20 protein-coding genes are annotated in these 26,911 nt (G+C 49.2%); 2 read left to right on the top strand and 18 right to left on the bottom strand.

Features of this window, described 5'->3' with window-relative positions:
- Positions 1 to 520 precede the first annotated feature (520 nt).
- The 17 genes from PHU49_01210 to PHU49_01290 form a co-directional block, all read right to left on the bottom strand.
- Entirely contained in the window at positions 521 to 7,183 is a 6,663-nt protein-coding gene (locus tag PHU49_01210) for a DUF6531 domain-containing protein (protein MDD5242609.1), read from the bottom strand.
- A 322-nt stretch (positions 7,184 to 7,505) separates the two neighbouring features.
- Positions 7,506 to 7,931 (bottom strand): GNAT family N-acetyltransferase, encoded by a 426-nt coding sequence (locus PHU49_01215; protein MDD5242610.1) that lies wholly within the window; start codon positions 7,929 to 7,931, stop codon positions 7,506 to 7,508.
- A gap of 147 nt (positions 7,932 to 8,078) precedes the next feature.
- Positions 8,079 to 8,735: a nucleoside deaminase gene (locus tag PHU49_01220; GenBank protein MDD5242611.1), complete on the bottom strand. Its 657-nt coding sequence runs from the start codon at positions 8,733 to 8,735 to the stop codon at positions 8,079 to 8,081.
- Positions 8,736 to 8,896: 161 nt separating this feature from the next.
- A complete protein-coding gene (locus tag PHU49_01225) occupies positions 8,897 to 9,676 on the bottom strand; it encodes a DUF2971 domain-containing protein (protein MDD5242612.1) in 780 nt (259 codons plus the stop codon).
- 84 nt (positions 9,677 to 9,760) lie between these two features.
- The gene (locus PHU49_01230) at positions 9,761 to 10,813 is read right to left on the bottom strand and encodes a hypothetical protein (protein MDD5242613.1); all 1,053 of its coding nucleotides are present in this window, start codon (positions 10,811 to 10,813) and stop codon (positions 9,761 to 9,763) included.
- Positions 10,814 to 10,965: 152 nt separating this feature from the next.
- Positions 10,966 to 12,492, bottom strand: a complete 1,527-nt coding sequence (locus PHU49_01235; GenBank protein MDD5242614.1) for a transposase — start codon at positions 12,490 to 12,492, stop codon at positions 10,966 to 10,968.
- Positions 12,493 to 12,696: 204 nt separating this feature from the next.
- Positions 12,697 to 13,356, bottom strand: a complete 660-nt coding sequence (locus PHU49_01240; protein ID MDD5242615.1) for a hypothetical protein — start codon at positions 13,354 to 13,356, stop codon at positions 12,697 to 12,699.
- A 55-nt stretch (positions 13,357 to 13,411) separates the two neighbouring features.
- The gene (locus PHU49_01245; protein ID MDD5242616.1) at positions 13,412 to 14,119 is read right to left on the bottom strand and encodes a hypothetical protein; all 708 of its coding nucleotides are present in this window, start codon (positions 14,117 to 14,119) and stop codon (positions 13,412 to 13,414) included.
- A 37-nt stretch (positions 14,120 to 14,156) separates the two neighbouring features.
- Entirely contained in the window at positions 14,157 to 14,969 is an 813-nt protein-coding gene (locus PHU49_01250; GenBank protein ID MDD5242617.1) for a hypothetical protein, read from the bottom strand.
- A 141-nt stretch (positions 14,970 to 15,110) separates the two neighbouring features.
- Complete coding sequence (locus PHU49_01255) at positions 15,111 to 15,776, bottom strand: hypothetical protein (protein ID MDD5242618.1); 666 nt, start codon at positions 15,774 to 15,776, stop codon at positions 15,111 to 15,113.
- Between the two features lie 25 nt (positions 15,777 to 15,801).
- A complete protein-coding gene (locus PHU49_01260) occupies positions 15,802 to 16,755 on the bottom strand; it encodes a hypothetical protein (protein ID MDD5242619.1) in 954 nt (317 codons plus the stop codon).
- An 86-nt stretch (positions 16,756 to 16,841) separates the two neighbouring features.
- The gene (locus PHU49_01265) at positions 16,842 to 17,423 is read right to left on the bottom strand and encodes an SLATT domain-containing protein (GenBank protein ID MDD5242620.1); all 582 of its coding nucleotides are present in this window, start codon (positions 17,421 to 17,423) and stop codon (positions 16,842 to 16,844) included.
- Positions 17,401 to 18,282 carry a hypothetical protein gene (locus tag PHU49_01270; GenBank protein ID MDD5242621.1) on the bottom strand — a complete coding sequence of 294 codons (882 nt, stop codon included), beginning with the start codon at positions 18,280 to 18,282 and terminating at the stop codon, positions 17,401 to 17,403. The genes PHU49_01265 and PHU49_01270 overlap by 23 nt, the downstream gene beginning before the upstream one ends.
- A gap of 64 nt (positions 18,283 to 18,346) precedes the next feature.
- Entirely contained in the window at positions 18,347 to 19,075 is a 729-nt protein-coding gene (locus tag PHU49_01275) for a hypothetical protein (protein MDD5242622.1), read from the bottom strand.
- 303 nt (positions 19,076 to 19,378) lie between these two features.
- A complete protein-coding gene (locus PHU49_01280; GenBank protein MDD5242623.1) occupies positions 19,379 to 20,515 on the bottom strand; it encodes an IS91 family transposase in 1,137 nt (378 codons plus the stop codon).
- A 155-nt stretch (positions 20,516 to 20,670) separates the two neighbouring features.
- Positions 20,671 to 21,945 (bottom strand): Hsp70 family protein, encoded by a 1,275-nt coding sequence (locus PHU49_01285; GenBank protein ID MDD5242624.1) that lies wholly within the window; start codon positions 21,943 to 21,945, stop codon positions 20,671 to 20,673.
- 118 nt (positions 21,946 to 22,063) lie between these two features.
- The gene (locus PHU49_01290) at positions 22,064 to 23,209 is read right to left on the bottom strand and encodes an HNH endonuclease signature motif containing protein (GenBank protein MDD5242625.1); all 1,146 of its coding nucleotides are present in this window, start codon (positions 23,207 to 23,209) and stop codon (positions 22,064 to 22,066) included.
- A gap of 1,926 nt (positions 23,210 to 25,135) precedes the next feature.
- Between PHU49_01290 and PHU49_01295 the strand changes: the two genes are divergently transcribed.
- Entirely contained in the window at positions 25,136 to 25,399 is a 264-nt protein-coding gene (locus PHU49_01295; protein ID MDD5242626.1) for a hypothetical protein, read from the top strand.
- A 12-nt stretch (positions 25,400 to 25,411) separates the two neighbouring features.
- Complete coding sequence (locus PHU49_01300) at positions 25,412 to 26,347, top strand: ParM/StbA family protein (GenBank protein MDD5242627.1); 936 nt, start codon at positions 25,412 to 25,414, stop codon at positions 26,345 to 26,347.
- Positions 26,348 to 26,433: 86 nt separating this feature from the next.
- Here PHU49_01300 and PHU49_01305 read toward each other — a convergent pair whose 3' ends face one another.
- The gene (locus PHU49_01305; GenBank protein ID MDD5242628.1) at positions 26,434 to 26,877 is read right to left on the bottom strand and encodes a gamma-glutamylcyclotransferase; all 444 of its coding nucleotides are present in this window, start codon (positions 26,875 to 26,877) and stop codon (positions 26,434 to 26,436) included.
- Between the last annotated feature and the right edge of the window lie 34 nt (positions 26,878 to 26,911).

Genomic DNA, 26,911 nt, shown 5'->3' on the forward strand with positions numbered 1-26,911 from the left:
TGGGCAGCATCGGTCATAGCGATAGTGGAGCCCGTTCCGTTGAAATGATAACTGTAGACCTGATTGGATGGGGTGACCATGGCGAGGAGGCCCGCCCCGTGGATGTAGTATCTGGTAATCTCGTTATCCCCATCGGCCTCTGCCATGAGGTTGCCGGATAAGCATCCATGTTCTATTTGCTCGCCATCGGAGTATGTTAACATTTCAGTAACATGTTTTTCCCTTTTCATATTAATTGTCTACTCAAGGTTCTTGCCGCACTGAGTGCACCTTTTGGGTATCCAGGCAGTCCAAATCCAGACCGTTGTACCGAATATAGTAAAAGGGTTATACAAAGCCCTCTTACCACATTGTGGACACTTCAAAGAAATAGTGTAGAGTCCAATAATGAGCATCAGAAAGAGCAATGGGATAATGAAATGATTCGATACGTAAACAATTCCAAGTCCTAATGCCAATCCGTTTACGAACCACAGAAAAAGTGCGATATGAAATTTTGTTCTAAGTGTATAGTTTGGCCTCACTTGCTATAACCTCGAGATTGTGCAGATGTAGAAGTTGGAGAAAAAATGTCTCTGGCCGTAATGTGCCCAGTGTATGGAAAAGAAACGGAAACGCCCGCGGGGGTGGCTGCTGGTCCGATACCTACTGTCCCTCCCATGATGGTTCCCGTTTTAGGATCAACAAAAACAGTTAGGCTCAAAGGGCCAATGGTCAGATTGAAATTAGATGTCAGGCCTCTAACATTTTCTATGCCACCCCGTACGATGCCTATAAATGCATCTGCCGATACATTGATGCCTCCAGCCACCCCAGCCGATCCAAGGACGCCTACATCAGCTTTTTGGCCGAAGAGACCAGGATTTACAACAATACCTCCGCTTATGTCAAAACCCGTGGGGGCAGTAACGCTTGCTCCACCACCAAACAAGATATTGAAGAGACCCTTCGGATCAACTCGGTTCACCGGATTATTCCCCGCATACCCATAGAGGTTCACATCCCCTCCATCAAATCCTATAGGATCTTCACTTATGAACCTCCCCACCTGGGGATCGTAGTAGCGTGCCCTCATGTAGTAGAACCCGTTGGGTTCCGTCATGACGCCGTATTGCCCTACGAAGGTAAAGGGGTTGGATACTGTCTCCGATTGATTAATGATGTTCCCGAAGGGATCGTAGCGGTACTGGTTGATTACTGCCTGGGCAGCATCGGTCATAGCGATAGTGGAGCCCGTTCCGTTGAAATGATAACTGTAGACCTGATTGGATGGGGTGACCATGGCGAGGAGGCCCGCCCCGTGGATGTAGTATCTGGTAATCTCGTTATTCCCGTCGGCCTCTGCTATGAGGTTGCCTTGTGCGTCGTACATGTAGCGGGTGGTTACGCTGTCGCGTATGGCCTCAAGCCTGTTGCCCCTCCCGTCGTAAGAGAAGGAGGATGACGAACCGATCGCGGTGAGCCTGTGCTCGTAGTCGAAGGTATAGGCGGAGCCGTATCCCGTTGCGATCTGTCCTTCATCATCATAGGTGAAGCTATCTCCTCCCGAGGAGAGGAGCCTGTTCTTCTGGAGGTTGTAGGTAGAGATGCTGCTTCCCATGCCGGGGAGGGTCTGGTCCGGTTCGGTCTGGATGATGCCTGTCCTGTTGCCCGCTCCGTCCAAGGTGAAGGAGTAGGAGGCGATGACCGCCTGATCGGACTTCCGATTCACGAGGGAGGTCAGTCGGTTTGCGTTGTCATAGGTGTACGTGACGGTTGACCCGTTGAAGTGGGTGAAGCCCGTCATGCGGCCTGCTTCATCATATGAATAGGTGACGGTGGGGTTCGGGGTGATCCAGCCGATCGTCACCGTGGAGAGGCGGTTCAATGCGTCATAGGTGTAGTATACCGTCTTGTTGCCGGGGTAGGTGAGTTCCGAGAGGTTGCCCGCCTCGTCGTATGTATAGCCGATCACAAAGGAGTGCGGGTCGGTCATGGAGGCGAGACGGCCCGCTGCATCGTAAGAATAGCCTGTGGACCCGATCAGGTCCGTCATGGAGGCAACCTGGTCGAGCTGGTTGTAGGTGAAGGAGACCGTGGACGAATCGGGATAGGTAACAATGCCGATCTTGTCGGTGGGGGTATAAGCATAGGAGATGGTATGGTTCCTGCGGTCGGTCTTCGCGGTGAGTCTCCCCGCATTGTCGTAGGCGAAGGTGGTCTGCTTCGAGAGGGGATCGGTAATACTGAGGAGGAGGCCCCGCTTGTCATAGGTGAAACTTGTGGGCCAGTCGAGCTGGTTTTTAAGCTCCGTCATCCTTCCGATGGTGTCGTAGGTGTAGGTTATTGCGGGATGGGAAGCTGTGTAAGTTGTGGCAGGATTCCCGTAGGCGTCATAGGTGAAGGTCGAGGTGATGCTCCTTCCGTCGGTTGCGGTGTTTCTGAACCCGTTCGTATAATATGTGGCGCTGTTCGTTATGGTAACGCCCTGGGAGGGATAGACCGAGGTGGAAAGCAGGTGGTTATGACTGTTGTACGCAAAACTGGTCGTGTGAGACAGGGGGTCGGTGGTGTCGGTCAGGCGGTAAGGGGCTGACGACTCGTAGGTGTTGTTCGTCTGGTAGGAGAGTGCATCCGTGATCCGCGTCAGGTTGTGGTTGCCGTCATAGAGGTAGTCCGTAGTATGCGCTCTCGGGTCGGTTATAGACACAGTGTGGTCCTGCCCGTCGAATACCTTGGATATGAGATTCCCGAGGGCATCTTTCCTGGCGTACTCCCTGCCCTTCTGGTCGTAGTAGTAGGTGATCCTGTTCCCGTCCGGGTCTTCCTCGGAGTTGATGAAGCCGGAGAAGTAGAAATTATAGACCGCATTGGTGCCGCTCTGGCGGGGAACGGTCTGGGTCGTGACCTTCCCGAGGGCATCATAGGCATTGGTAGCCATGGTAACGTTGAGGGGGTTCCTGAGTCCTGTCATCCTGTGGTTTGTCGGGTCGGCATAGAGGTAGGACCATGCCTTGCCCTCAGGATCAGTATAGCTTGTCAGGTTGTTGTTCGCGTCGTAGCCGTACGACACGGACCGGGCAGGCGAACTGGAATCGGTGACCGAGTTGATCCTCCCCGATGAGGAACTGAACGTCAGGGTCCTGCTGAAGGCGTCGGTGACCGTGGAGAGGACGGTATCCGGGCTCGTGCCGGTATAGGTGAACGTTATGGTGTTCCCGTCTATGTCGACGATCTGGGAGACCTTGTTGTCAGAGTTGAAGTTGACCTGCGTACCCATCCGTTCCAGGAGACTATACGTCCCGTTCCCGTTCTTGACGAGGTTCGTGGTGATGCCCGGCGGAGGGGCATAGGTGCCGTCAGGCAGCTTGATGTATTCCATGACCTTGCTGCCGATATTTACCGTGACCGCATTGTCGATCACCTGGTCTATCGCCCACTTGGAGGCGAGGGATGCCGTCATCCATGCCTCGATGGTATCCAGGTTTTTAAGAATATCAAGACAGGTATAAAGGGCCGCGATCATGCCCGCTGCATCGACGGGCTGGCGTACCCCGAGGACCGGCTCCCCATGGCTCGTGGGGTTCACGTATATATCGTAGTTGTGGGTCCAGCCGTATCCGAGGCTCCTCTTCGAGAGGTTGAGATTGCTGTTGTAGGAACGGGCGAAAGCGAGGCCAAGGGGCGCCCCGCCGCCAAGGGCGAGATCAGTCCTGTCATACAGGTAAGCGCCGCTCGCCATATCAACGGGCTCGTTGGACACAGACGGGGTTGCTTGGGTAAGTTGCAGACCTATGGTATCGGGGATTGGGATTGAGATAAAATTCAGCAAAGATATATTGGCCACCACAAGCGGGTCTACGTATCCCATAATTGAACTGAATCCCCCATAGTAGTTGCCTCCAATGATCATACCCATATATCCTTCAGAAGCAGAAAAATATTTTGAGATGTAGCCTTTTCCCCTCCACTGGTTCAAGACAAGTTGCCCGTTATCGGGGAGGATAAGTATTTTACCGGCGTTTACCTGGGCCTGAAAATCATCGAGTTCGGCTGTAGTATAGTTTTGCAATTGGGGGCGGACCACGGTGCTGTAATTCGAGCTCGTTGCATAGAAGACCTTTCTCCCCGTCGCATTTGCGACTTGGAAGAGGCTCATGGTCGATGCTGCGGTCGAACCCATCATTTGAGCAAGTATACCATGTTCCAGGGCGCTGAGCACAAGCCCGTGGTTTTTAAAATGGGCAATAGAATCTTCGGTGACAGAGTGTTTTGAAGAGTAACTGGTTCTCTGGGCCTTCACGTCTATGTAATATCCCTGCTCCTGCGCCATTACGCCGACAGCGTGGTGCGTAACGGCTACAACATCTGATAAGGCTGAGAGCATATTCCGCACCATTGCCGTTTCCTTGAGCCAGGTCTGGCCCATGATGTTGAGGGTCTCCCCGAGGACCGGCTCCGAAGTATCGGACAGTCCCTGCGCCCTGTATATCTCAAGCTGTTGCTGCCGCTTCTGCAGTAGTTTGTTCGATACCCCTCCGAAGTTATAGGCAATAGCGTAGCTCCTGCCGCCCTTGACTGTCCAATCAATATTGTAGTCGTCAGCATAATTGCCCTGATCGTAAGCATAGGGATGATCTATTGAAATATGAAGATGATTGACAGCATCGAGTGTGGTCGCGCGGGCGCTCGATGCCAGTGGCGAACCGCCATCCTGGCGAAGCTCCGCGTAGTAATTACTGCCGGCTTGGCTGTACGTGAGAGTAATGCGGGAACCGCCAAGCTCAGAGGCTTTAAAGGTGTGGCTGAAGTCCATAGCCGTATTGTCCTGATTCCAATGCTCTGCAATGATCGTAGTCGTGTACTCTTCAGGAACCGTATCCTGCCAGGACTCTATCTCGTAATACATAAAAAATGATGGTTCTGTTTGATATGCTGTCAGATTTGTCCGGATGATATTCCTTCCACCGATAATCTCGGTGACTTCTTTATTCGGGTACTGGCTCCTGATGGTAGTGACCAGGTTGGTAGCATAGGCGGTTAGTTGGTTTCTGATGTTTGTCTCGTTCATGTTCTGGGCATAATCACCGGTCACTGTAGCACCCGATGTGGCGCCTGTCATTACAGTACTCCGGCTGTACCCCATGGCCTGGCCGATATCGATCTTTGTAGCATAGCTATATGTTTTGTAAGCAGGATCGAAGGCATAGGTCGTCCCGTTTATCGTTGCCTTCACCCATACGCGGCCCAGCCAGGTTGATCCATTCCATAAAGGCTGATCAAGAGGAATTCCTCCCAGCGCCAATGTATTGCCTACCGCAGAATCCGTCGAATCCACTCCCAGCCAGTTGGAAAGGTCCGCCCCCCACATCCATGCCGCCCCGTATACATACCAGGCTGTGTACCCGCTTGCCCTCAGGAGGGCGATCATCAAGGATGCCTGATCGCAATCGTTACCGCTGCCGTCGAGGTAGGTAAGCGTTGCCCCTTTCAGGGAGCCGAAATAGGGAACGTAGTCGATATTGTTGTGGACGTAGTCATAGATGAGTTTTGGATCATAATGAAGCGCGCGGGCAAGCGCCTGGATCTCCGGGGTGACGTCTTCGACCCCCGAGGACATAAGCCTTAAGGGGGCAGATGCCTTTTTGGCTGCGATGGCTGCCCGTTTTGCGGCATAATATGCCCGGGCATCCTCAATACTTACTGGTTGCGCAATGGTCATACGCCAGCCCGGTCCTGCTACTTTGCTTTCTTGCACCAATGAATCTGTCTGTTTCGTAAGATCCGTTCCCTCTTTTGTCTGGACGGAGGATGTTCCCGATGTTTTTTGAGTCGTGTTCGCTGACTGGGAAGACAGGTAGGAACTGAGATTGGCTCCCAAGGTAATACTGAAGGAGGTTAAAGATGAGCCGTCCTGCGAACCTGAAACAGTTCCGGTGGGAGACATAAAGTTCCTCGATGTGGTAAGGCCGCCTATGGAGATATTGCCGTTTTCGTCGATGGTGATCGAAGTAACCCTGTCTTCTCCTGGGCCTCCCAGTAATGAAGAGGAGATCATGCTGAGCAGGTCTGCGTCGAGCTTTGATACAAAAATATCCCCGTTACCTCCGTAGGCGGTATTATACACATCCCCTGCAACGGGGAAGTCCGGAGACATTGTGCTGCCTGCAACATAGACATTCCCTGTGTCGTCAACGGCAACGACACTCGCCTGATCCATGCTGGTGCCGCCGAGGGTCATGAGGGACGTGAGAGTATTGTCGAGTTTTGCAATGAAAGCGTCGGTATTCCCCTCATATCCGGTTGAGGTAAAATTCAAAGAGGCTGTACTGCCGGCGATGTAGATACTGCCGCCGTTATCGACCTCCACGGCAGGAAGATCCCCGTCAGCGGCATTATACATCGAGAACAGAGACGGGACAATGATGAGCTCTTTTGTTGTATCGTATTGTCCCACCTTGAACCCGTACCCATCGCTGAATATCTCGTAGACTGCATCAACATACCTGAGCTCACCGTTCACCTGCTGGTATGCGAGAGGCTTTGAAAATGTGGCAACCCCTGCCTCCGTCTCAATAGCGAGTTCCCCGCTTGCAGTGACAGAGAGTTTTTGCGTACCTTCTATCCGGATGCTCACGTCCCCGATGCTTGCCTGAGGTTGAACTACGAAAAACTTATTGAGTCCTCCTCCATAAGCCACCAGTTCCAGACTTATGCCATTGGATATGTCGCCGAAGACTAACCAATCGTATGAGGGGATGCCGCCGGTCCACATTGAAGGGATGTTCCCTATAATCTCAGCGGCCTTCACCGTTGACTTCTGTCCGCCATTACCAAGAAACGAAGTGACGCCGTTGAAAACCTCGCTGAGCGTAAGTACCCGTACACCATCGCCATCTTTTTTCCGGGAGATGGAGTAGAGAATCTTCCCGTCCCCAGTGATAAAGAATCCGGCGCCAAATACCCTAGTGTAGTACTTCACATTCCAGTCGCCCAACTGGCCAGTGTTCTCTAGGAAGGGAACCCGTACCGAATAGAATGCATTAAGGATCTTTTCTTTTGTCTCCTGGGTGAACGTGGCGCTGTGAACCGGTAAACATGCACACAACATGATAATGAATGCAGCAACGATTGTGGTCAGAGATCCGAAGTTCTTAAGAAACCCTGCAAAACCGTGTAAACGGTTTGAACCTGTGTGATCCATGTCATGCTCCTTCGGGTTGGAATGACATGGGGAGTACGCACGAAGCTCAGGTGCTGACGATCAAGGCTTACTGTTCACCGGGATTTTTTATGGTGCCCCCACTAACAACAGATTTTGTTGTTGGAATATCTTCTTTGTATCAAAGGGAAGAATATTTTGTCAAGGGAAATATCGTTCCGGAATGTAGATGGGTATAGACAATAAGGGTACTATATAAGTTATTATATATTTCGCAAGTCTATTCAGTGTATTGTCATTATAAGGACGACAACAAACTTACCGGGAGTGACCCGATAGGGGCACGATCCGGTTCATGCGGTTGTTATGAGCTGTACTCCATCAAGATTTCAATATGCCCAGTGTGTTGGTCAACTCTTTCCATCACGGGGTTGAATCCACATTTCCTATAAAACTGAATGCCTTTCTCATTTTTACGATACACGGTGAGATTCAATTTTCTTCTCAGCGATTTTGCTTTATTCATCAACTGTTGCCCGATGCCTTTACCCTGGGCATCAGGGGACACGAACATTGCCGCCAAGGTATCTGTCTGGAGCGAGAAAAAGCCCTTAACGGTTCCGTTCTCTGAAAAGACATAAGTGTCGGAGTCTGGAATATATGTTTCACGCATATCATCAACTCTTAATTCCCAAAACTCCTTTCCAACAAAGCCATGTGCGCCGATTGAGGCTTCCAGCCAAATATTCAAGACATCATTCATGTCCGATGATTCAAAAGCACGTATCATGTTAGTCCTCAAGACTCATAAAACCAAAATCAGCGGCCCGCCCAAGGTGGCCCAGACTATGTATCACAGCTACTTACTCCCAAACCGCTACCTGACCGGCGCGTCCGCTGTATTTTGCTTGTTGGGTAATACCCATTCTTCCGTCTTTTATTTGTCGATGGGGGTAATCCTGTCCCCATGTTGCAAGGTTTTTACTATTCCAAGCTCTTCTAAATTCTTGAGAATAGAAGACTGAGATGAATCTTGCGGCCAAAGGTAAAAAACCTTTATGCCCTCCTCTTCCAAAACAGGGCCAATCCACTCAAGCGGTTTGCCGGTTTCTTGATAAAGCTTTTCGCAGGGAATGCTCTTGTCCTCAACACCGGTCACTTTTGAGAAGGTTTTATAGGACACTCCGTATACCACTCTTGCAATATCCCTATACCACATCGCTGAACAGCATAACATACATGGGGCAGTGCTGACGTACATAGTGCTTTCTCGCAATACTTCAGGGGGAATCTCACGTCTGGCCTTTATCATAAGATTGATTTCCGCGTGGCCGTAAACATTACTATCTGCATGAACCGTGTTTTCAGCAGTCAAGATAGCTTTGTTTTGATAGACAAGCAGAGCACCAAAAGGATGATTCCCCTTTTTTCCCGCACTAATTGCCAACTCAAAGGCTTGTCGGATGAAAGGCTCATGGCCTGTTGGACTCCTCGTTTCTTTTCCATATGAAATGATATAATCCCCGGCGCTGACAGGCAAAGCGGTCGGGGACAGAACAAATACCAGTAGAACAATCAAGAAGATTATTTTCATCACGCTAAATTATCCTTTCAGACTCATTTTTTTCCGCTGAGCAGCACTTCGTATTGACCGCCCAACATGATGATAACCGGCGTGGCGCGCTTTTTTGCCACGTCTGGTTCACCTACTGGTTATCTGTCTCCTTGAAATCGCAACTCCAGCGGCCCCCCTGTCTACTTGAAGATGCCAACGCCGAAAGAAGTATCCTTTAGAGCGATCTTAACGGGAAAACCGTTTTCCCAGAAGATGAAACTTACCGGGATTCCTTTTTCTTTTCCCCAGACGAAGAGCATCCTCTGATAGAACCTGCTTACCTTATGACCCAAAATTATTTCTTGTAGTGAACCAGCTATATCAATGAAAATGTCGTCTTGCACACGACTATAGATGCAGTAGCGGTATTCTTTCTCTTCCCTCCAATCGCGCATCTTTGTATGCAAAAACAGTCTTCGCTTATCGTATAGGTAATCAGTGACCCTTTTGGAATCAACGTTCCCATCGGCTGGCACCAAAGCTGTGAGATCTCGGCAAGCGGCGGACAGCTCATCCTCTTTTTCTTGAAGATCGTAGTGTACAATAGATCGGCACTTCCTTGACTGGTATACTTGCAGTGCTTCAAAGGTGCGATCAAACTTGTTCTTGTCAAGAATAAGACAACATCCCCTATGATTGTCAGCGTATTGCGCCCACATCCTGGGCCTTTTGTAGAAATAATCAATTGTATCTGACATGCTAAAACACAATAACCTGAAGGGCTTTCTCAGCTCGCCGTCGTCGAAAAATATACTGCTGTCCCCGGTAACATTATCGGAAATACGTATCTCAAATTCCGGGTCTGTGTTCTCGAATGGGTCGTTGGTTCGGCCAAACAGACCGAACCTCAGTTCTCTCTTTTGAAGGATACCTTCCAAGCCAAATAGGCTGGTGTAATGTCCCAATAGTCTCTTTGTCATTTATGTGTTTTGGTCCCCATCCTCAGATAACACACGCATAACCCGGAGTGGCCCGACAGGGACACGATCGGATTCATGCTGTCGTTAGGCGGCAGGTTGTAGGACAGGTAAACCCACTCTCTGCCTCAAGACATCTAAGAGCGTGCGTCGTGCGATCCCCGCAGCCTTGTCGAGAGCTTTGCGCGGAAGGCTGCCGTCATGCACCAGGGCACTCCGCTGATCGTATGCCCATACCGCCTCGCGAGCGCGCTGACGGCACTCTTCATAAGGGAGATTGTCGAGTGCGTCCAGCACTAAACGACGTATCCGCGATCTGAGTGACGTCTCGCGACGAAATACGACTTCCCTCCTGAGCGACTCGATCGCGTGCCATTCGTCGGTGTCAACGTCATGGCTACTCTCCTCGTGAACGAGCGTCGCATTGAACGCGTCGAGGAGACGTAAAGCGATCGGATGCTTCTGCTGCGGTTCTGTCAGGACCTCGAGTGCGATAATGTAGGTGAGGAATCGAGATCGACCCGAAACCTCTCGGTGCGAATCCGAGAGGAGCTGAACTGCGGTACGGAGACGCTCGTCGAGATAAAGTTTCTCGGCCTGTGCCGTGCTCAGTGCTTGCACAAACGGAGCGCCAAACAACGCATACGATTCTGAGACGGTAGCGCGAGCGTCCCCCATGCCGACTAAACAATAATTCTTGCCAGTTGGAATCACGCAGGGGTGACCGCCATCGCCGAGCGCATGCAGAGGTTCGGTCGGCTCTGGCATGCCGAATGACTTGGCGACGTTCGCGGCAGCTTGTAATGGATCTGCAGGGAATGTAAGGTGGCTCCAAGTCATCTCAGCCGTGAAGCCGGTGCCGCGCGTTATGGCTGCCCAAGCGAGTGCCCCCCACACACGCGGAAGAAACGTTTCCGCGTCCTCGTGAGTGGGGAAAGGGCCAATTCGTAGGATAGCCTCAGGGGGTGACCAGGTGAGGCGGACAGTCAGCTCACCACACTGGAAAGCCACCCCGCCTTCAACGTCGCTGAAGGGGTGCGTCGGGCGAAACGGGAATCTCAGTTCGTAGCCGTCTTGCCTCACTCGATCACCTTCTGCAATTGGCTGCCTAACGAGCCTGTAGAAAAACCCCTTTTTCAAAATGTTCCTCCCCTGTGTTTCCTCATCCGCTGCCTTCGGTCAGGCCGAAGGCGTTCTCTCTCGACCTGTCTCATTACTTCATTTCAGCAATGAGCACCTCTCCGCTACGGTATTCCGTTTTCTTTGTCTGCCCTTCATGTTTCCTTTTCCTCTTATGCATACCCGTATCCATACCGGTGCACCTTGAGGAGATTGTGGACCGTACAGTAGAGAAGCCACTGGATGTTCACCTTCTTCTTCCCTCTGATGGTGAATCTATCAAGTCCTAGGGTAGAGCAGATGTTCGCAAATACCGGCTCTACGGTGACGATCCTTCTGTTATAGATGAGACGACCCGATAACGAGTCGATCTTCTTTTTCATCCTTTCGGCGAAGCTCTTCAATCTTCCCTCAAAGAAGTAGACCTGTCGTGTCTTCGTACGGTCGGGGTATCTGAGACATTTACTGCGGAGATCACAGAAGGGGCAGTCGGTATCGCGCCCCCTGAACTTGACGGCTCTGTTCCCTTTGACCGTCACGCTGCTTCCATTGGGGCGCAGATGTTTGCCGGCAGGACAGGTACAGGTCTTCTTATCCTCGCTTAACGTGAAGAAGCGGGTGGTGAAGGCAGTGGTGGCGGTTCCGTAGCAGGCGGCATACTCTTTCCTGAAGCGTTCCTTATAGCGGTCTCTTTGGGAGAAGCGGGGATCCCTTTTCCTCATCCGGTTGTCTGCGACGTAGGCGTCTATGCCCTCCCGGTCGAGCATCTCCATGTTCTTTTCGGAGTGGAAGCCTGAGTCTGCGGTCAGGGTGGTTTTCTCGAATATGTTGGCATCGCCGATGGCGGTGAAGTTCTCCTTAGCGCCTTCTATCATGGGTTGAAGCAGGGCCTGTTCCTGGGGTGCGCCATAGGCTCCGGCATGGACGATAATCTGGTGCTTTGCGTCTACTACGGCAAGACCGTCACAGCCCTGAACTATACCGTGGGAAGTCTTCATCTTTGCGCTTTCGTTGTCGGTGATGTTGCTCTTTATGGGCGTGCCTCTTTGACCGGGCCTGTCGTCGTTCTCAGCAAGGAAGGTTCGGATCTTCTTTATGTTCTCCGTGAGGGTGGTTATGTACTTCTCTTCCTGGGGAGGGAGGTTCTTCTCGTCCGTCTCCTTGTGGCGGGTCATGATCTGCCTTAACGCCTCTTCCATCTTCCCTTTCTTTTTCTGAAGCTCCGCTTTGGTTCCGCTCCATTCCTTCGAGGCGTTCGAGGGAAGCTTGACGCCGTCTACAGCAAACATCTCCTTGCCGATGAGGTTCATCTGATCACAGATAAGGAGGACTTCACAAAAGAGCTTCACAATCTCTGCATCGAGGGTAGAGATAAAATCGGCGATGGTGGTGAAGTGGGGATGGGTGTCACAGGAAAGGGCCATGAAGATAATGTTCTCTCTGCAACACTGCTCAATCTTCCTGCTTGAGGTGATGCCCCGGGAGTAGGCATAGAGGACGATCTTTAAAAGAACGGCAGGATCATAAGCAGGGGCCCCGGTTTCATCATTCACGTAGCGGGTATCGAAGGCAGAGAGATCGAGTTCGTGGTCGATGAGGTAATTGAGGGTATACTCGAAGGTGCCCGGGAGGATCTGTTTGTCGAAGGAGATGGGAATGAACTTACCCTGGTGGTAGTTGTACTCCTTATATCGTGCCATCCATTCCCCCCTTGATATCAGGCTTTTCGCATCATTTTCTTTAAAGAAATACTACCATGATCGGAGGTATTTTTGGAGCTTTTTCTACAGGCTCAACGCAAAGCTAAGCCGGAGCGTAAGCGATCGGCTCCAACGTCTGGTTGGGCACTTTTCCTATTATGTTCGGCGCAAGGTACACCGGCCCCTTCTTCACAAAGACTATACTCATCTCCTTCTTTGAATGGCGAGATCAACCATTTCCTCTGGTTGAATTGGCGCGTCTTTTACGCCAAGCCATTCAAATAGCATTTTTGCGCAATCCTGTTTTATCAAAACGAATATTCGGTGCATGCCTTCATAGGAAACGTGAACTGGCTGATCGACAACGAGCATATCGCTTAGTTTCTTCAAGTCCTTCTGTTTTTCGGAACGTATAATGCCCTTTGAATGGAGAATCACATTTCTTAGGATGCGCAGGTCACCCATTATGTCTGACCGTATTTCCTGTAATTCAACACCCTTTGAGGCCGCCAAACGCGGCCTAATCTCTTCTTCCCAAAACGTGAATAGAAACACTATGACTGCTTGTGAGTGTTGCTGTTCGTTAGAACCCCCTTGAGAATTGGCAGCTATATAGTCAGTTGCACGAATTATGCGGTTGTGGATCACGTCTGGTTGTGTTGGATCTTCATAGCTGGCATAAACAACCACACGTTGTCCACTGTTATCAATACGAGAATCTATGGGCCGACTGATTCGGTGAACTTGTCGTTCAATACGCGTGTGGTGTCCTGCAAACCCTGCAAGGGCATCCATGTAAACACCAACTTGGCGATTCACGAAGTCTATGTATTCACGAATTATGTCGTCGAAGACTTCACTCACGGTTTTCCTCTCGAGTGCTTCGTGCTATTTTGTTGTTAAAGGCCCATCCGGTGCCCTATCCTACACCCTGTAGGCCCCTTCTGAGGGCTGCCTTTTGCTCCTTCGCATAGTCCGCATCCACAGCTTTCAGCAGAAGAAGTTCATCGTATGTAGCGTCGAACATTTTCAGCAAGTCGTTTCCAGGTCCCATTGGATTGAGGACGCCTCTGTAGATGTGATACTGACCAGATTCCAGCAAATCTCCAGCGATGTTTCCTATTTGGCTGTAGACCCATTCACGAGGGGTCCGGCCACCGCTTTCTCGAATCATACTAATCAGTGCTTCAGGATTTGAACTAACAGATTTCTCGATCATGTGTCTGACCATCTTAAATGCCTCGGTCTGAAATCTATGCCCTGCTTCATCAAGTGCGCTTAATGCCTCCTTTACCTCTTGGGGGACAGTGGTCTGTTCATTACCCTCAGACAATGAGACTTTTTCTCGCGCTAACCAACGTTCTAACTCGACGAAGTCCTTGAAAGGGGTAGAATGGACTGGCTTTAGTAAGAAAACCTGCCCCCTTGCGTGAGAAATGCGTACTTCTATTCCGTCGCGCCCCAAGCAGACGTCTTTAAAACCTTCTTCGCTGTTCATTCGTCCAATCACGTTCCAGTTCATATTGGCTGCTTGCCGACCTAATGTGTGTGCAGGATGCGTGTATGCTCGCCATAGAAATCTGAGAACAAGAAAAATGGCAACGGCACCCAATATCCAGAATATCATGGCTATGTCTCCTTATTTTTAATGCCCAACAAAAAGCTCACCGACGCGGGGTTCCTTCCGCGTTCGGTGCAGCGGCTGGTTCGGTCACTTTTATCTGGGTTTGTTGTGCCCTGTCAGGGATTTGTAACGTATATCCCATAACTATCAGCGCAGCCAGCACAGCAACAGCGAAAACGATAAATCCCCTTATGCTAAATCCATAGCGACGTTGCACTGAGGTCTTTCGTTCCTTTTCAATCTCTTCAGGAATATCCAATGACGCAGTTCCTATTTGAGGAAAGTAACCGATGAGGAATACAACTCCAGCTATAAGAAACAGCACGGGCGGAATAAGGGCGAGAAGCCCGACCTGAAAAGTCGGGACGTATTTCTCGGGCAGAATGAACTTCAGGAGAGCCAGGTAAATAGGTATAGCACTCATTGATGTCCCAATCATAAACTTACAAAACTCACGTCCGACGCCAATAGACTCGATCAACATCGACTTGCCAGCCGCATAGATAGCCTGATTGGTTGGTGAAACTAAAGTAACATCTTCAGTGGGTATGATGGAGTCTGTCCTGTCCTCAAGTTTAGGAGTCTCTCTGTCATTTCCAGCCTCCTCTGCTATGTCGATGACTTTCACATCTTTGATTCTATTTGAGGAAGTATCTTGAAGATAGAATGTGCCCTGGTACTGCTCGTGCTTTACTGGACAAACAAAAAGGCGCGTAACTTTTACGGTACGGGGCTGCTCAGGCGTGTCAAACGAACCCATCCATTTCATCAAAATGGTACGCTCTACCTCAAGTTTATAGTAATGTGTTGCTCGGCAATGCGGGCAGTTTCTTATACTTACTATCTCTGCCATGGATCACCTCCATCGAGTTTATTAGACCGAACGCCATGGTCACCGGCGTGGCGTGCTGTTTTGCCACGTCCGGTGCACCTATTTGTTGGGCAGTTTTGTTAAACACGCGTCGGTGGCCGGTTACTTACGTTCCGCTCCAGATCAGTTGGGATTCCATTTCATCTCAAAACCTCTTTTCCCGCCAGGACTCTTGAAAGTACCTGATCGTATACCGATTCCAAGTCGAACTTCCTCAAACCCCACAGACTCAACTAAGACTTTATAGTCGTAATCAGGTCGGATTACCGAGGCAGAGTAGCCAGGCGTAAGTATGACGGGTTGAATACCCATGCCCTTAAGGCTACCATCACTATATAACGGTTTGGGATACTCCACCATCACGGACACGCAGGGCTGCTTCCCCTTCGCCTTATCTTGCTCGTACGTGTACACTTTTGACACATCCGCGATGAAGCAATCATCAAATAGGCAGCTTTTGAGCTTTGCGCCATTGGTCTTGTTAACAAGAAAACTACGGTATATCCAAACATCCGGCCCGTAATCGGCCGGCACCTGATTCTTTGTTCTAAGCTCCTTGACTAATGCCTCAGCCCTTATGCGGTCTGTTTCTGAAATTTCGAGTTTCTTGGTAACCGATTCCAATTCACGGCGCAAATCAGAGATAGCCTTCTCCTTTTGTTCGAGTGCGAAACTCCTCGGGGAAACCTGAACGTTGCTGCTTATCGCCCATACTATACTTGCAGTGGCAACAATAACCGATAGGATGAAAGCTAAAGGATGGTTTTCTATTTTCTGTTTAATGTTCATTCTTTATCTCTGCCCAACAAAGGCGTCAGCGGGAGCCGGGTTTATTGGCGATCCGCTGCACGCGCTCGTTAGCTCTTTGCCTTTGCAGTATTCTGTTCTTTCTTCTCAATTGGTAGTTGCTTATCCTGGTCATTATTGGCCCACCAACATGATAAACGAACCAGTTATAATAACGTGCTTCAATGACGGTTTTGTAATCTCGCTCGTAAGCTTCGTTCCTCCAAGTCTCGATGTCGTGGACGACGATGTCTTTACAGTCTAAAAGGGCCTCGCCAACCTGATTGTTCAGATATTCCTCCAAGGCTTCCTTGGAAGCCAAAGACTCTTTCGTAAGACGAAATCTCTTGAACTTCTTGATTTCGTAATCTCGGGGGTAGATGGGCACAACTTCCTCTTTTCCCTTGTCCATCTTGAACTCAACGATGTATTTTGCATTTATTCCGTAAGACTTTCCCTTGTAGATGGAACGCACGGGTCGTATTACGGCTGTCATGTGGTTCCTAAAAAAATCAATAACTGGATCCCAGAACTCGATTCTCGAACTTATGACATATTTTCCATCCGAAGTAGAAAGAACAATCGTTTTCTTGACCTTCTTGTTACTGAAGAGCCTATTAATATCGATCCTATCCAAGTTTATTCCGTAGAAATCGATAGGATCGTATTCCTTTTTGTATGCCTCGAATGGTTTCAGTATCAGCGGCTTATCTTCGAAATCCTCGATTTCAACAAAGTAATTGTGTCCAAGCCTCAAGTATACTTTGAAAACGACAACTGCCCGATCTTTCAGATTCTCCAATGTTATACTAGTAATGTATTGATCTTCGCATGCCTGGCTGGCCGAGCAAAACCCGTATGATCCCCTTATGTTAGCACCAGACTTCAGAAGATATGTCTTTGCAGTATATACCAGCGCAATGACTGAAATAATCATTGCAACGATAGAAACTGCTAAGGACGTTAATGATTCTATTGTCATACTGGAATCATCTGTCTCCTTTACATGGAGCTAACGTGGGCATAAGCGGGAAGCCCGTTTTTTGGGCGATCCGCTTCATGCCGTTGTTAGCCTTTCTTTAGTGCTTTCGGAAGGAATGCATCTATTTCCTCATCAGAGAAAGTCATGTCCTCAAGTTGCTTTAGGGCTTCCTGCGCTTTTTTGTATGCTTGATAGGTCGTGCTTGGGGCTCCTGAGTAGACCGAATGGAGTTCTTGAAGCAGATCATCCCGCTCCTTCTGCAAAGCTTCAATTGGCTTTTCCCCCATCCGTAAGTCAGTTATGAGGGAAAGATACTTCTCCCGAATAATCCACAGGTCGGCACCAGCTTGCCGGTGCTTCTGGGAAAGCTCACCCATGTCGTAATTCTTTGTATATGCATTAAGAACGAGTAATGCCGTTGATACAAGAACACCGGTCAACGCCCCGATTTTTCCAGCGCCGAACACGGCGGCAATAAAACCACCCGCCGTAAGCGCCGAGAGGATGATTTGCCATAGCTTGATCCGAGAAAGCCGTGAAAGAAGGATGTCAGCACATTTCTCGTGCGTTTTGTGTGAATACACAACACGACCGAAGCACTCACGTAGCTGCCCCTCAAGAATCGACCGAGAATCAGCGGTGTCGTTAGTCTGGGAATGTGGTGCCAAAGATATCCCTCCATTTCTGTTTCGCTGACCATTCCTGCTTTGGAATAGCCGTTTCATGGGCAATTGCCTCCTTCGCGATGTTATAGCAGCGTTTAGCCTTATACTGGAAGAGTCCCTTCCCATAGACGTATTGACCGCTTCCTGGGGCCTTCCAATACTCCTGTTCTGAATTCTGCTCAGACATCCATTTGAAGAAGTCCCGAGACATGTAATCGTAGTAGAAGTACGACTTGTCTTTATGCTCCCACCCGTCGATGAACTGGTAAGCGAGTGTATCAATCAGCAGGCCCCCGATAGGAACATCCAATTTACGTTTCCAAGCCCTCGCCATCCGGCATAGGGAAACAAGATTCTTATTGCACGTCGTATTACGGTCTTTAATTGCTTGGATTTCTGGTTTTGGGTTTGTTACCTGCCAGCTACCACCATTGTTTGCGTTTGGAAAGGTGAAGCTATCATTCTTGTTGACGAACGCGGGAACAACTTCGAACGCAATCCCATCAGTGAATGGAACCACAATTACTTGGCCGTCTGCACGAATGCTTGTCGTCGAGTATGTCTTCTCGATGGATTTTTTGACGGCCTGTAACAGAGCGGATTGACCGTTCCCGTTGTAGTTGTTGTACTTCTCGTATTCGGAGTATGGCAACTGAAAAATCATGTCCAAGTCACTGAACCCCTGAATGGCAGTATTTCTGCCGTACGAACCGACATACAAACTGTGTGAAGTGTCGGATGCTGTGTTCCAGAAGTCGGTGTTTAGACGTTTGGTTATGTTTTTGTAACGCTGAGAAATCGTGCCGCCGTCCTGAATTTGAATGTTGGAGCAAAAGGTACTGAACCAGTCTCCGAGTCCCATATCATTCCTCCATGGCTAACAACAGGATGAGCCACGACTGTAAGGAGTTGGCTCCATCCATTTGTTATATGCTGTTTTTTTCATGCTCTTCTATCCTTATGATGTATCTCGGGTCGAGAGCTTGCCCTCGTAAGTCGATAGAATAGCCGTCGAAGAGATCGCGCGCATCGTCTTCAGGGTCTAAGAAATTGAAATAGGCAAGAAACAAACAGAACGTAAAGTAGTCTCTTTCAAGAAGGAACGAGTACGGTATTACACAGTGGATTATCAAGGGGACCGACTTGGCGGGGTCGACACCAATATGCTGACCAACGCAGCCCAACAGGATCTCTGGGCCATTGAGACAGAAGTGATTGTCCGGCTTCTTGGCACATTTGTAGCTCAGCAGGAAAAATGGACCCGGGCTCCTCTCAAATCTGTGTTCTCGTATTCTCGTTTCCCGCGCTGATTGGCTGGTATCGATGCCCAGTCTAACCGTTTCTTCGGACAAAGGAAGAATGCCTTTTTCCAGAAACACCCGTTTATCACTGTGACGTGTGCAATGATATCCCATGAACCTCGTGTCGTTTCCGATACATCTTTGATCCCATTCTTTTAGGAACTCGTCTGATGTACACCCGAGAAGACATGACATGGCGGCCACCATGTCGGTGTGTATATTCCAGAAGCCAGACGAGTCGGTTTCTCCCGCAGCCTTCAAGCGCATATAAATCTCTTCTGGATCAAACCAGTCTTTAGTAATGAGTTCTATCGCAGCTTGAACGGACTCTCGGTTGTCAATGTCTATGATCATCTTCTCTCATATAACGATTAGCTCAGCCCGACCCGGTTTTATCGGGGATGGGCTGCAGCGACTTGTTGAACTCTCTTTCATTATATCCCTTTATCTCTTCTATGGAAAATATATTCGATATCATCGGTGAGAGAATCAGATCGGCGGGGCGTACAGGCGTGCATTTTAGAGGTCTTCATTATCTTCGCCGTTATTTTTGTGATCTGATATGGGAGTATGGCGGGTCGAGAGACAATGTTTCTCCAGGTGAGGACACATAGGGACATAATTTTCCCCCCGTTGTTCATGGTTGTAATGTGGTGATCAGGCTGCACTCTGGATCGCCTCTTTATTCGTAAAGTGGGGAATCCTGGGAATGTCCATACGTTGTATCAGCCTGGAGCCGCATACAGGACACCTTTCAGGATGGTCATATGTTTTTTTCTCACAGTAGTTTTGCCAGTCTATGACGTTTGGCTCACTGACTGCTTCCTGGCCGAACAGGTTCCGGCAGCAGTTTAATTCATCTTTTGCCGTGGGCGCATATAGCCCGTAATAACGAACTATCTTTGAATAAGGGCAGGGAACATGAAGAAGATATCTTTGTATGAATTGGGTTACTGTAAGCACAATCTTCTCCCGCTTGGACCTGTCGGAATTCTTATAGGCAAAGGCAACATTTTTTTCATTGAACGAGACGATTCGTCTGTTCGACATGGCGCCGCCTCTGATATACCGGGACAGATAAACAAGTATGCCCTGTCCGTGGTCGTATCGTTCCCTTATATGGACATTCCATTTTGTCCTGCCAAGTTTGTTCTTCAGGTTCTTCCATTGCCGTATCGTCATGGCATCGGGAAGGATTATCAGTCCTCTTTGAACGGCGGCATCCATGCGGGCGAGGAACTTTCCCCGGAATACAGCCATGACTGCTTTGACAGGCAGGAGATATCCCTTCTGTTTTGTGCTCATCCGCCGGTCACCGGCAAGACCTCCTTCTGTTATGAGGCAATGAATGTGAGGATGGAGGATCATCGTCTGACTCCACGTGTGCAGTGTTGCAATAATGCCGGGTTTGCCCCCGATGTGCTTTTTGTCGAGAAAGAACTCATAGAGCGTATCTCTGATGCAGGTAAAAAGAAGATTTGTCATGGACTTTACGTTCAAAAGCCACAGTTCATTCAGTTCATGGGGGAGAGTGAAGATCATATGGTAATGACCGCAGGCGAGGAGTCTTTCTTTCTGCCTCTCAAGCCATTGCTCTATCCGGATCCAGTTGCATTGAGGACAGAATCTATGTCTGCATGAGTTGTACCACTGCCTGTGATAATGTCCTTCGGGACATACCTGCATATGACCGCCAAGTTCTGCGGTTCGGCATTTCATAATAGCCTGTGCTGCTTTGCGGACATGGAAAGGGAGCTTATGGTTCCGCTCATAACCGTCAAATGCCCTTTTCATTATCGTTTGTACTGTCACTGACCCATAATTATGATGATACATGTAATTGTATGATATTATTCCATTTATTTAGTTCAACGCAAAGGTAAGCGGGAGTAACCCGACAGGGCTACGATCCGCTTCACCGCCTTGGTAGGCAGCCTTGAATTCAAACATCACGGAACAGAACTCATGACCTGACGGATGGTCCTAACGAGCTTATCCTCAAGCTCCTTCATCCCCCTTGGTGTAAACTCATAGACGAGGCATCTCAACGATTTCAAGTCAAATGGAACATCGTCCATTGATTGAGTGATGAGTATTACTTCTTTTCCTAAAGCGTGAGAAAGCCCGACTTCATAAAATACATTAGGGTTCTTACCTGTCAGGTCGGCCACAATAAACCTAGTACGGTTCAATTTTTCCCAAATATCATAAGTTATTAGATTTGTCCCAAATATCTCATCTGCTCTCTGGCAGGATACTCCTTCTGATTCAACGAGTGGCTTGATGTGGTCCGTATAAATCGGATCCATCGCCTTCAAAAAGGGCATAAGAACAAAACAGAGATTGGGGTCGGGTGTGAAGTTGCAGCCGCCAAATATCTTTCCTATATCATGTCTAAGAGGGCCTACCGATGGACTGCCTTCCGCAGCCGCTCGTTGTGTGGGTTTTTGCTTTGATGATTCGGAAGGCGTTTCGTAACTGCGTCTGGATGTTTGTGGACGCCTTTTTGTTTGCGTTTCGAAAACGTCGCCGAAAATATCTCCGAAGTTTCCGAAATCAAAAGGGTTGGAACTTGTAAGGACATTCTTCAGCTTACTAGATTGAGCTCGGATTTGATCCAAATTGTTGCTTTGCAACGCAAGGCCAAGGTCTGCCACTGCCTGATCTATTGCCTTGCAATCGTATATCTTGATCTTATCTTTATCTCTCAGAATTCCTTCAGCTTGGTGGATGAGATTCTGTGCTTCATTGTGCTGTTCTTTGATCCTTAGCGCGACTTGATCTTCGTCTCTACTTCTTTCAGCGTCTTGCAGTATCTCTTTGATCAGTTTTTCATCTAAATTTATGGAGGTCTGGTCGGCATGGATGGATATTCTTCGCATGGATTGCTGTTCTATTGCCTCGCCTTCGATTGAGATATCCTGCGCTACTTCTATGCTTAAGGTTATTTGGGGCTGGCCTTTTGGGCCGCCAGGTAGGTCGGTGAGGTGTAGCCGTGATATTTCCAAATTCTTCTGGGCAATGGGCCGCTCACCGATATATATTTTGATTTCAACACTCTTTTGGTCATCCTCCGCGGTTGTGAAGATTTGGTGTCTCTTTGCTGGTAAAGGCGTGCCCCGCAAAACCACAGGAGTGAAGATACCCCCAACTGTCTCGATCCCAATCGATAGTGGAAGAATCTTGAATTTCCTTCTCTCTTCACTTTCTTCTTTATCAACCATACCAAAGAACCTTTTACCTTATCACCGAGGTATCTATCAATCCGTCATCATTTGGTGCCTACCACGGGCGTCACCGGGAGGCAAGCGCCGTTTCTTGCCGATCCGGTGCACGCACTCGTTATCGCTGTTCCTTTTCCGGTGTCAATTGCACACTTGACAAGAACATGAACGGCTTATCCGGTCCACTCCGCGTGAGTAGCAGTGCAGACCCGGCACCGTAGGTTCCTTCAGTGGCATATTCGTATTCCCCGATTAGCAAGTCTTCTACGCCGTCCCCGTCCATATCCGCGCGCATGATTTCATTTAGGACGAGACCCATATAGTCGAACTCCAGGCGCAAAGACAGAGGGGACCGCTCGATTATTCTCACCCTCCCAGTCTCGATTAAGTCTTTCATGGTAACACCTTGGTTCTTCAGCTTCAAAAGTTCTTCGCTGCCCTCTTCTGAAAGCGATGGCAGGATTGTAATTGGCAGAATATCGACGTTAGCGATCCCATCGGAAAGGTAGCTGACATTAGGAACTCTGGCCTGGGCCAGACAGGTGACTATGGCGTAGACCCTTCGAAAGAATGCCTCTTCCTTCATGTCATAGGTGCTGCAAGTGAAAAAACCGTCCTCGACCGCCTCCGCCCATTCTCGACAAGACACGACCGAGATCTTTTCTGTCTTTTCTCCTGCGTCGCGTATCATTTCGAGTTGCTCCAAACCATGAGGTCGTGGCAAGATCGGTCGTTCATACAGCAAATCAATGTCCGACGAGGAAAAGAAGCCTTTTAGCCGCTCATCACGAAATGGCAAGGATTCGACGATCTCGAATATGTTTCGTCCCTTTGAGTAGCTGGCAAGGAGTACCGTCATTTGGCCAGGACTCAGAAGTCCTGCGTCAAGCGCCGTCTGAACGAGCACGGTAACGTTGTCTTGCTCCATTTGCCTCTTTATTCCCGCTTTTATCCTCTCGGCCTTGAGAGCTTTCGCTTCGGCTATTGATAAAAAATGGAGCGCTCTGTTCTTGGGCAAGACCTTTCCAAGTTTCTGAAGATTACAGTGCCGATGCGACGGGATAAGATTGGTGAGGCTATCTACCTCAAATGCCCGTGGCAACCCATATTCTTCCTTCAGCCGCTCCAATTTCTCCTTCTGTTCCAGAAGACTATGAGGAATTATGTGATCCACGTCTAAATCAGAAAACTTTACTAGCTCGGTACAATAAACACATCGTTTATCATGCGCTCGCCAGATGGCGGCCCTGAGCGAAGTTGGCATTGGTTTACGAGGCATTAGTCAATGTCCTGTTCTATCGATAACAATAAATATACCAACTTGTTATTTACAATTATTATACCAGTGTTCGATAAAAGGCAATATAAAAATAACTATCAAATATTTAAGCATTATTCTTGCTGGGACTATCTATCTAAATGGTTTTTATTGATATTACGGACTAAAAAGGAATATACTCTTTTATGGAAAAGAGTGAAGGAACGGCAAGGGAACCACTTTTGCCTGAATTCCAGGAGTTCCTGCGGGTTAACAGGCTTGCCCCTGAGAACCACATACCCTATCTCGCCTTATAGATAAGCAGGTTCCTTGCCTTTTTAAATAAGAGCGAGAGCAGGGACGCCGCTTTCGTTACTGTTGATTTCATAGATACGCTAAGGGCCGATAAGAACATCACTGACTGGCAGGTGCGTCCCATTGAAGACAAATCCTCATGGCCATGCTCGCTATGGCGCCCTCCACGAAGCTCATTGCATGAACTGGCGTTCATTTCATGAAGCTCGTTCCGGGCTTCTTAGCTTCGCAGATTTATCAGTACCACTGCTTCAGCGCCGGTTCAGCTTTTACCTTGTCCAGCAGCGTCGGACTCCAAAAGCTTTCACCGCCGCATTCCATCAGGATCTTCCACGACGGACGTGTCACGGAGATCCCGTGCAAACCCCAAGGGCAAACCTCAAAGGTAAAACCTCAAAGGCAAACCTCAGGTTATCAAGCCCGCAAGGGGCCTCATGCCGGATAGGGGGAATGACCTCATGACGGGTGATTTTTTTCCCTTCACCGGCGTATGGGCACAGCTATGGCACTGCATCGGGGTGAATCTCTGTCGTTAGTTGCGCCACGAACTCGTCAGGTGAGCTTTACCTCCACTGCCTCTGAAATAAGACATTCCACCGTGGACCGAGGAATGTTAGCAGGGATGCCGGGACTGGGCATCCAAGACATGCAGGGCCTTGTAAATCCCTGTAATGACGCTGGATAGGAGGCACTACCCTGCCTTACAGGAACCACTGCATGTCGGGTGTGGAACAATAAATTCGTCGATCTACTAAGACTGTCTCTACTATAGTATTACCATCTTTTTCTGAAGATTGAGGGAGTGACGCGCAGATTTTTCAGGCGTGTCACTTTCCGTATGGAGGAACCCGCCATTCTACCGGTAGAGCAAATAAATACCCTTTCTATATGGCATGATCTTTTTTCCCCGGAGGCAATACCTATGGCAGAGCCTCCTTTTTGGTATCCCCGGACTACGGGGTTGCCCGTCCGGTAAAGCCCATCTGCGGGGTAAAACAATGAGAGCCCGGCAAGCCTTTTCGCGGCTGTAGACTCCTTGAGTCACCGCGACCAGAAAGCGGCCCCCTTCTCTTTGGGAGTCCGGGGCTGCAACAGCCGCGCCAATATTTTCTTAAATTGCCCATGAAGGACAGAAAGAGCGAAGGGCAGGGGTGTCCGCAGGGCAAAAAGCATCCGTTTCCGCGTGATAACGCATACCAAGCGCACTGGCCGTTTTCCCTTTTCCCAGGGATTGTGTGGGGAAACCAGGGGAGATCGTGGGGATCTATGGGGAAACATGCTGAAAAACGTTTTTTTTACTTGTTTCTGCTCTTCCATGTGTCAGGCGCTAAAGCCCTTACTTGACTTTCCGTGCCTGTATGTATCGTTTCTTTGCACGTAAAATTACATGTGTCACGCGTTATACTGCCCCAACTTAACATTATTTGCATTTTGTTGACTATTTTTGTTTTGCCTTGTCAAGGAAGTAATACCTGTTTAGTGAAAAAGGCGCGAATCGACCTGCAAGGATGCTCTTAAAGGGCAAAAAAGCCCTATTTAGGGGTAAAAACGCCCCATGTAAGGGCAGGGTTTGTGAAGGATGGTTTTAAAATACTCTTTTCAGGAGGGAAACAGGCAATGAAGAATATGACAAAGGACAAAAAAGGAGGCGGCCCAAAAGGCGGGGCCGGAAAAAACAGGAAGGCATACCGGTTTACGCTCGACGCGCGTCACCACAGCGGGCTTATTGAATTTCTTGAAGCCGTTCCGAAAGCACTGAGGGGCGGGTACTGCATCGAGGCGCTGAAGCTCCTCCAGGAGCGGATGAGTGTAGCATCTGTAAAAGAAGAAAAACCCCGGAACGGGGCATCGGCAGCGGTCGCTTTTAAAAAATCTATTTAAGGAGGCAAAAAGATGGTAGCAGGCATCGACATAGGGTACGGGTACACAAAGATGGTGTACCGCAACTGGATCAAAAGCAACGTTCACGTCTTCCCTTCAGTGGTGAGCAGATACATACCCGCGAGGTCGTTCAACGAGACCTTTGAGATTATCCGGGTGAATGACAGACCTTATCTTGTAGGGTATGAAACCGTAACAAGCTCAAGGGTAGGACCCAGCTTCGTGGGCACCGACGAGTATTTTGCGATTATCGGTCATTGCCTGTCGAAGGTAGAGGTAGAGGCTGATATAAAGACCATTGTGCTTGGTCTCCCCCCGCAGGTATTCAGCGGGGAAAGGGTGCAGCTTCTCAAGAACAGCATACGGCAACTGGATATCAGGTGCGAAGACGGCAGAAGAATTTCCGTTCCTTCCGAGGTGCAATTTGTTCCTCAGGGCGCAGGGATACTTTTTGCATATCTGAGCGAGAACGGATCACCGGAGGAAATCGAAACAACAACAGTTGTTGTGGACATCGGCTACCACACAATGGACGTCGTGCTCTTCGCTGAGGGCAAGTACAGAGGCGACATGTCAAAGTCCTATCCGCATGGTGTCAGTGAACTCTACGATATGGTAAGGGATGCCTACACCAGGAAATACTTCATCTTCCTTTCCCCCGACAGGGACGGTCTGGTGGAACATCTCCTGAAGGACGGCAGCATAACGCACATGGGGGAGAAACGGGTCATTGACACACAAAGCATACTTGACGACTTCTTCACGGGTAGGATCATGACTGTCCTAGATAAGTATATGTCCACCGTGGAAAGGAATGGGTACAGGGTGGAGAGGATTATCCTCGGAGGCGGAGGCGCGTCCTATATAGGCAAAGCAGCAGGGGCGAACGTAGTCGTTGAACCTCAGACCGCAAACGCCAGGGGATTCCTCATATATGGTTTGAATTAAGGAAGCCAAAGAGCAAGGAAGCCAAAGAGCAAGGAAAGGGGGGCTTTATGCCCCCCATCTAATGAGACTCAGTTTTTTTGTGATGTTCACGGCCGGCAGAAGTCCCCTGAAGGGACGGGTCTTGCAATCCCGTGAACGGCAAGGGGGAGAAAGTACATCCATGCGTTCTTCGCGATTCCGCATTCCGCGCTTCCGCATTCCGAGATTCCGTATTCCGTGCTTCCGTATTCGAGGACGACAGGGACTTCCCGGCGCATATAGACATACGGATGACCTTCAAAGTGATCCACCGCCTCCAGAGTAACTTTATCGACGCTATATACCTCTCCTGACACTGCAACAAGCTGTGTTCCGTTGTACGTCGCGTATGGTACGCCGTGCGGCAGCACATACAGACCGTACTTTTCCCGAGTCTTCGCATTGCCGAGGAAACGGGCATCTTTCAGAAGGCCATGGTTTGCCTGACCCTTCCTCAACGTGCCATAGACAAACAGTGTGTGTGATGTATCCGCAGCCATTCCTGCTTTCATAATTACCTCCTTCGATTTTTTCTACCGCTGATTA

It is taken from the genome of Syntrophorhabdaceae bacterium (assembly GCA_028713955.1).
In the GTDB taxonomy this organism is placed as follows: domain Bacteria; phylum Desulfobacterota; class Syntrophorhabdia; order Syntrophorhabdales; family Syntrophorhabdaceae; genus UBA5609.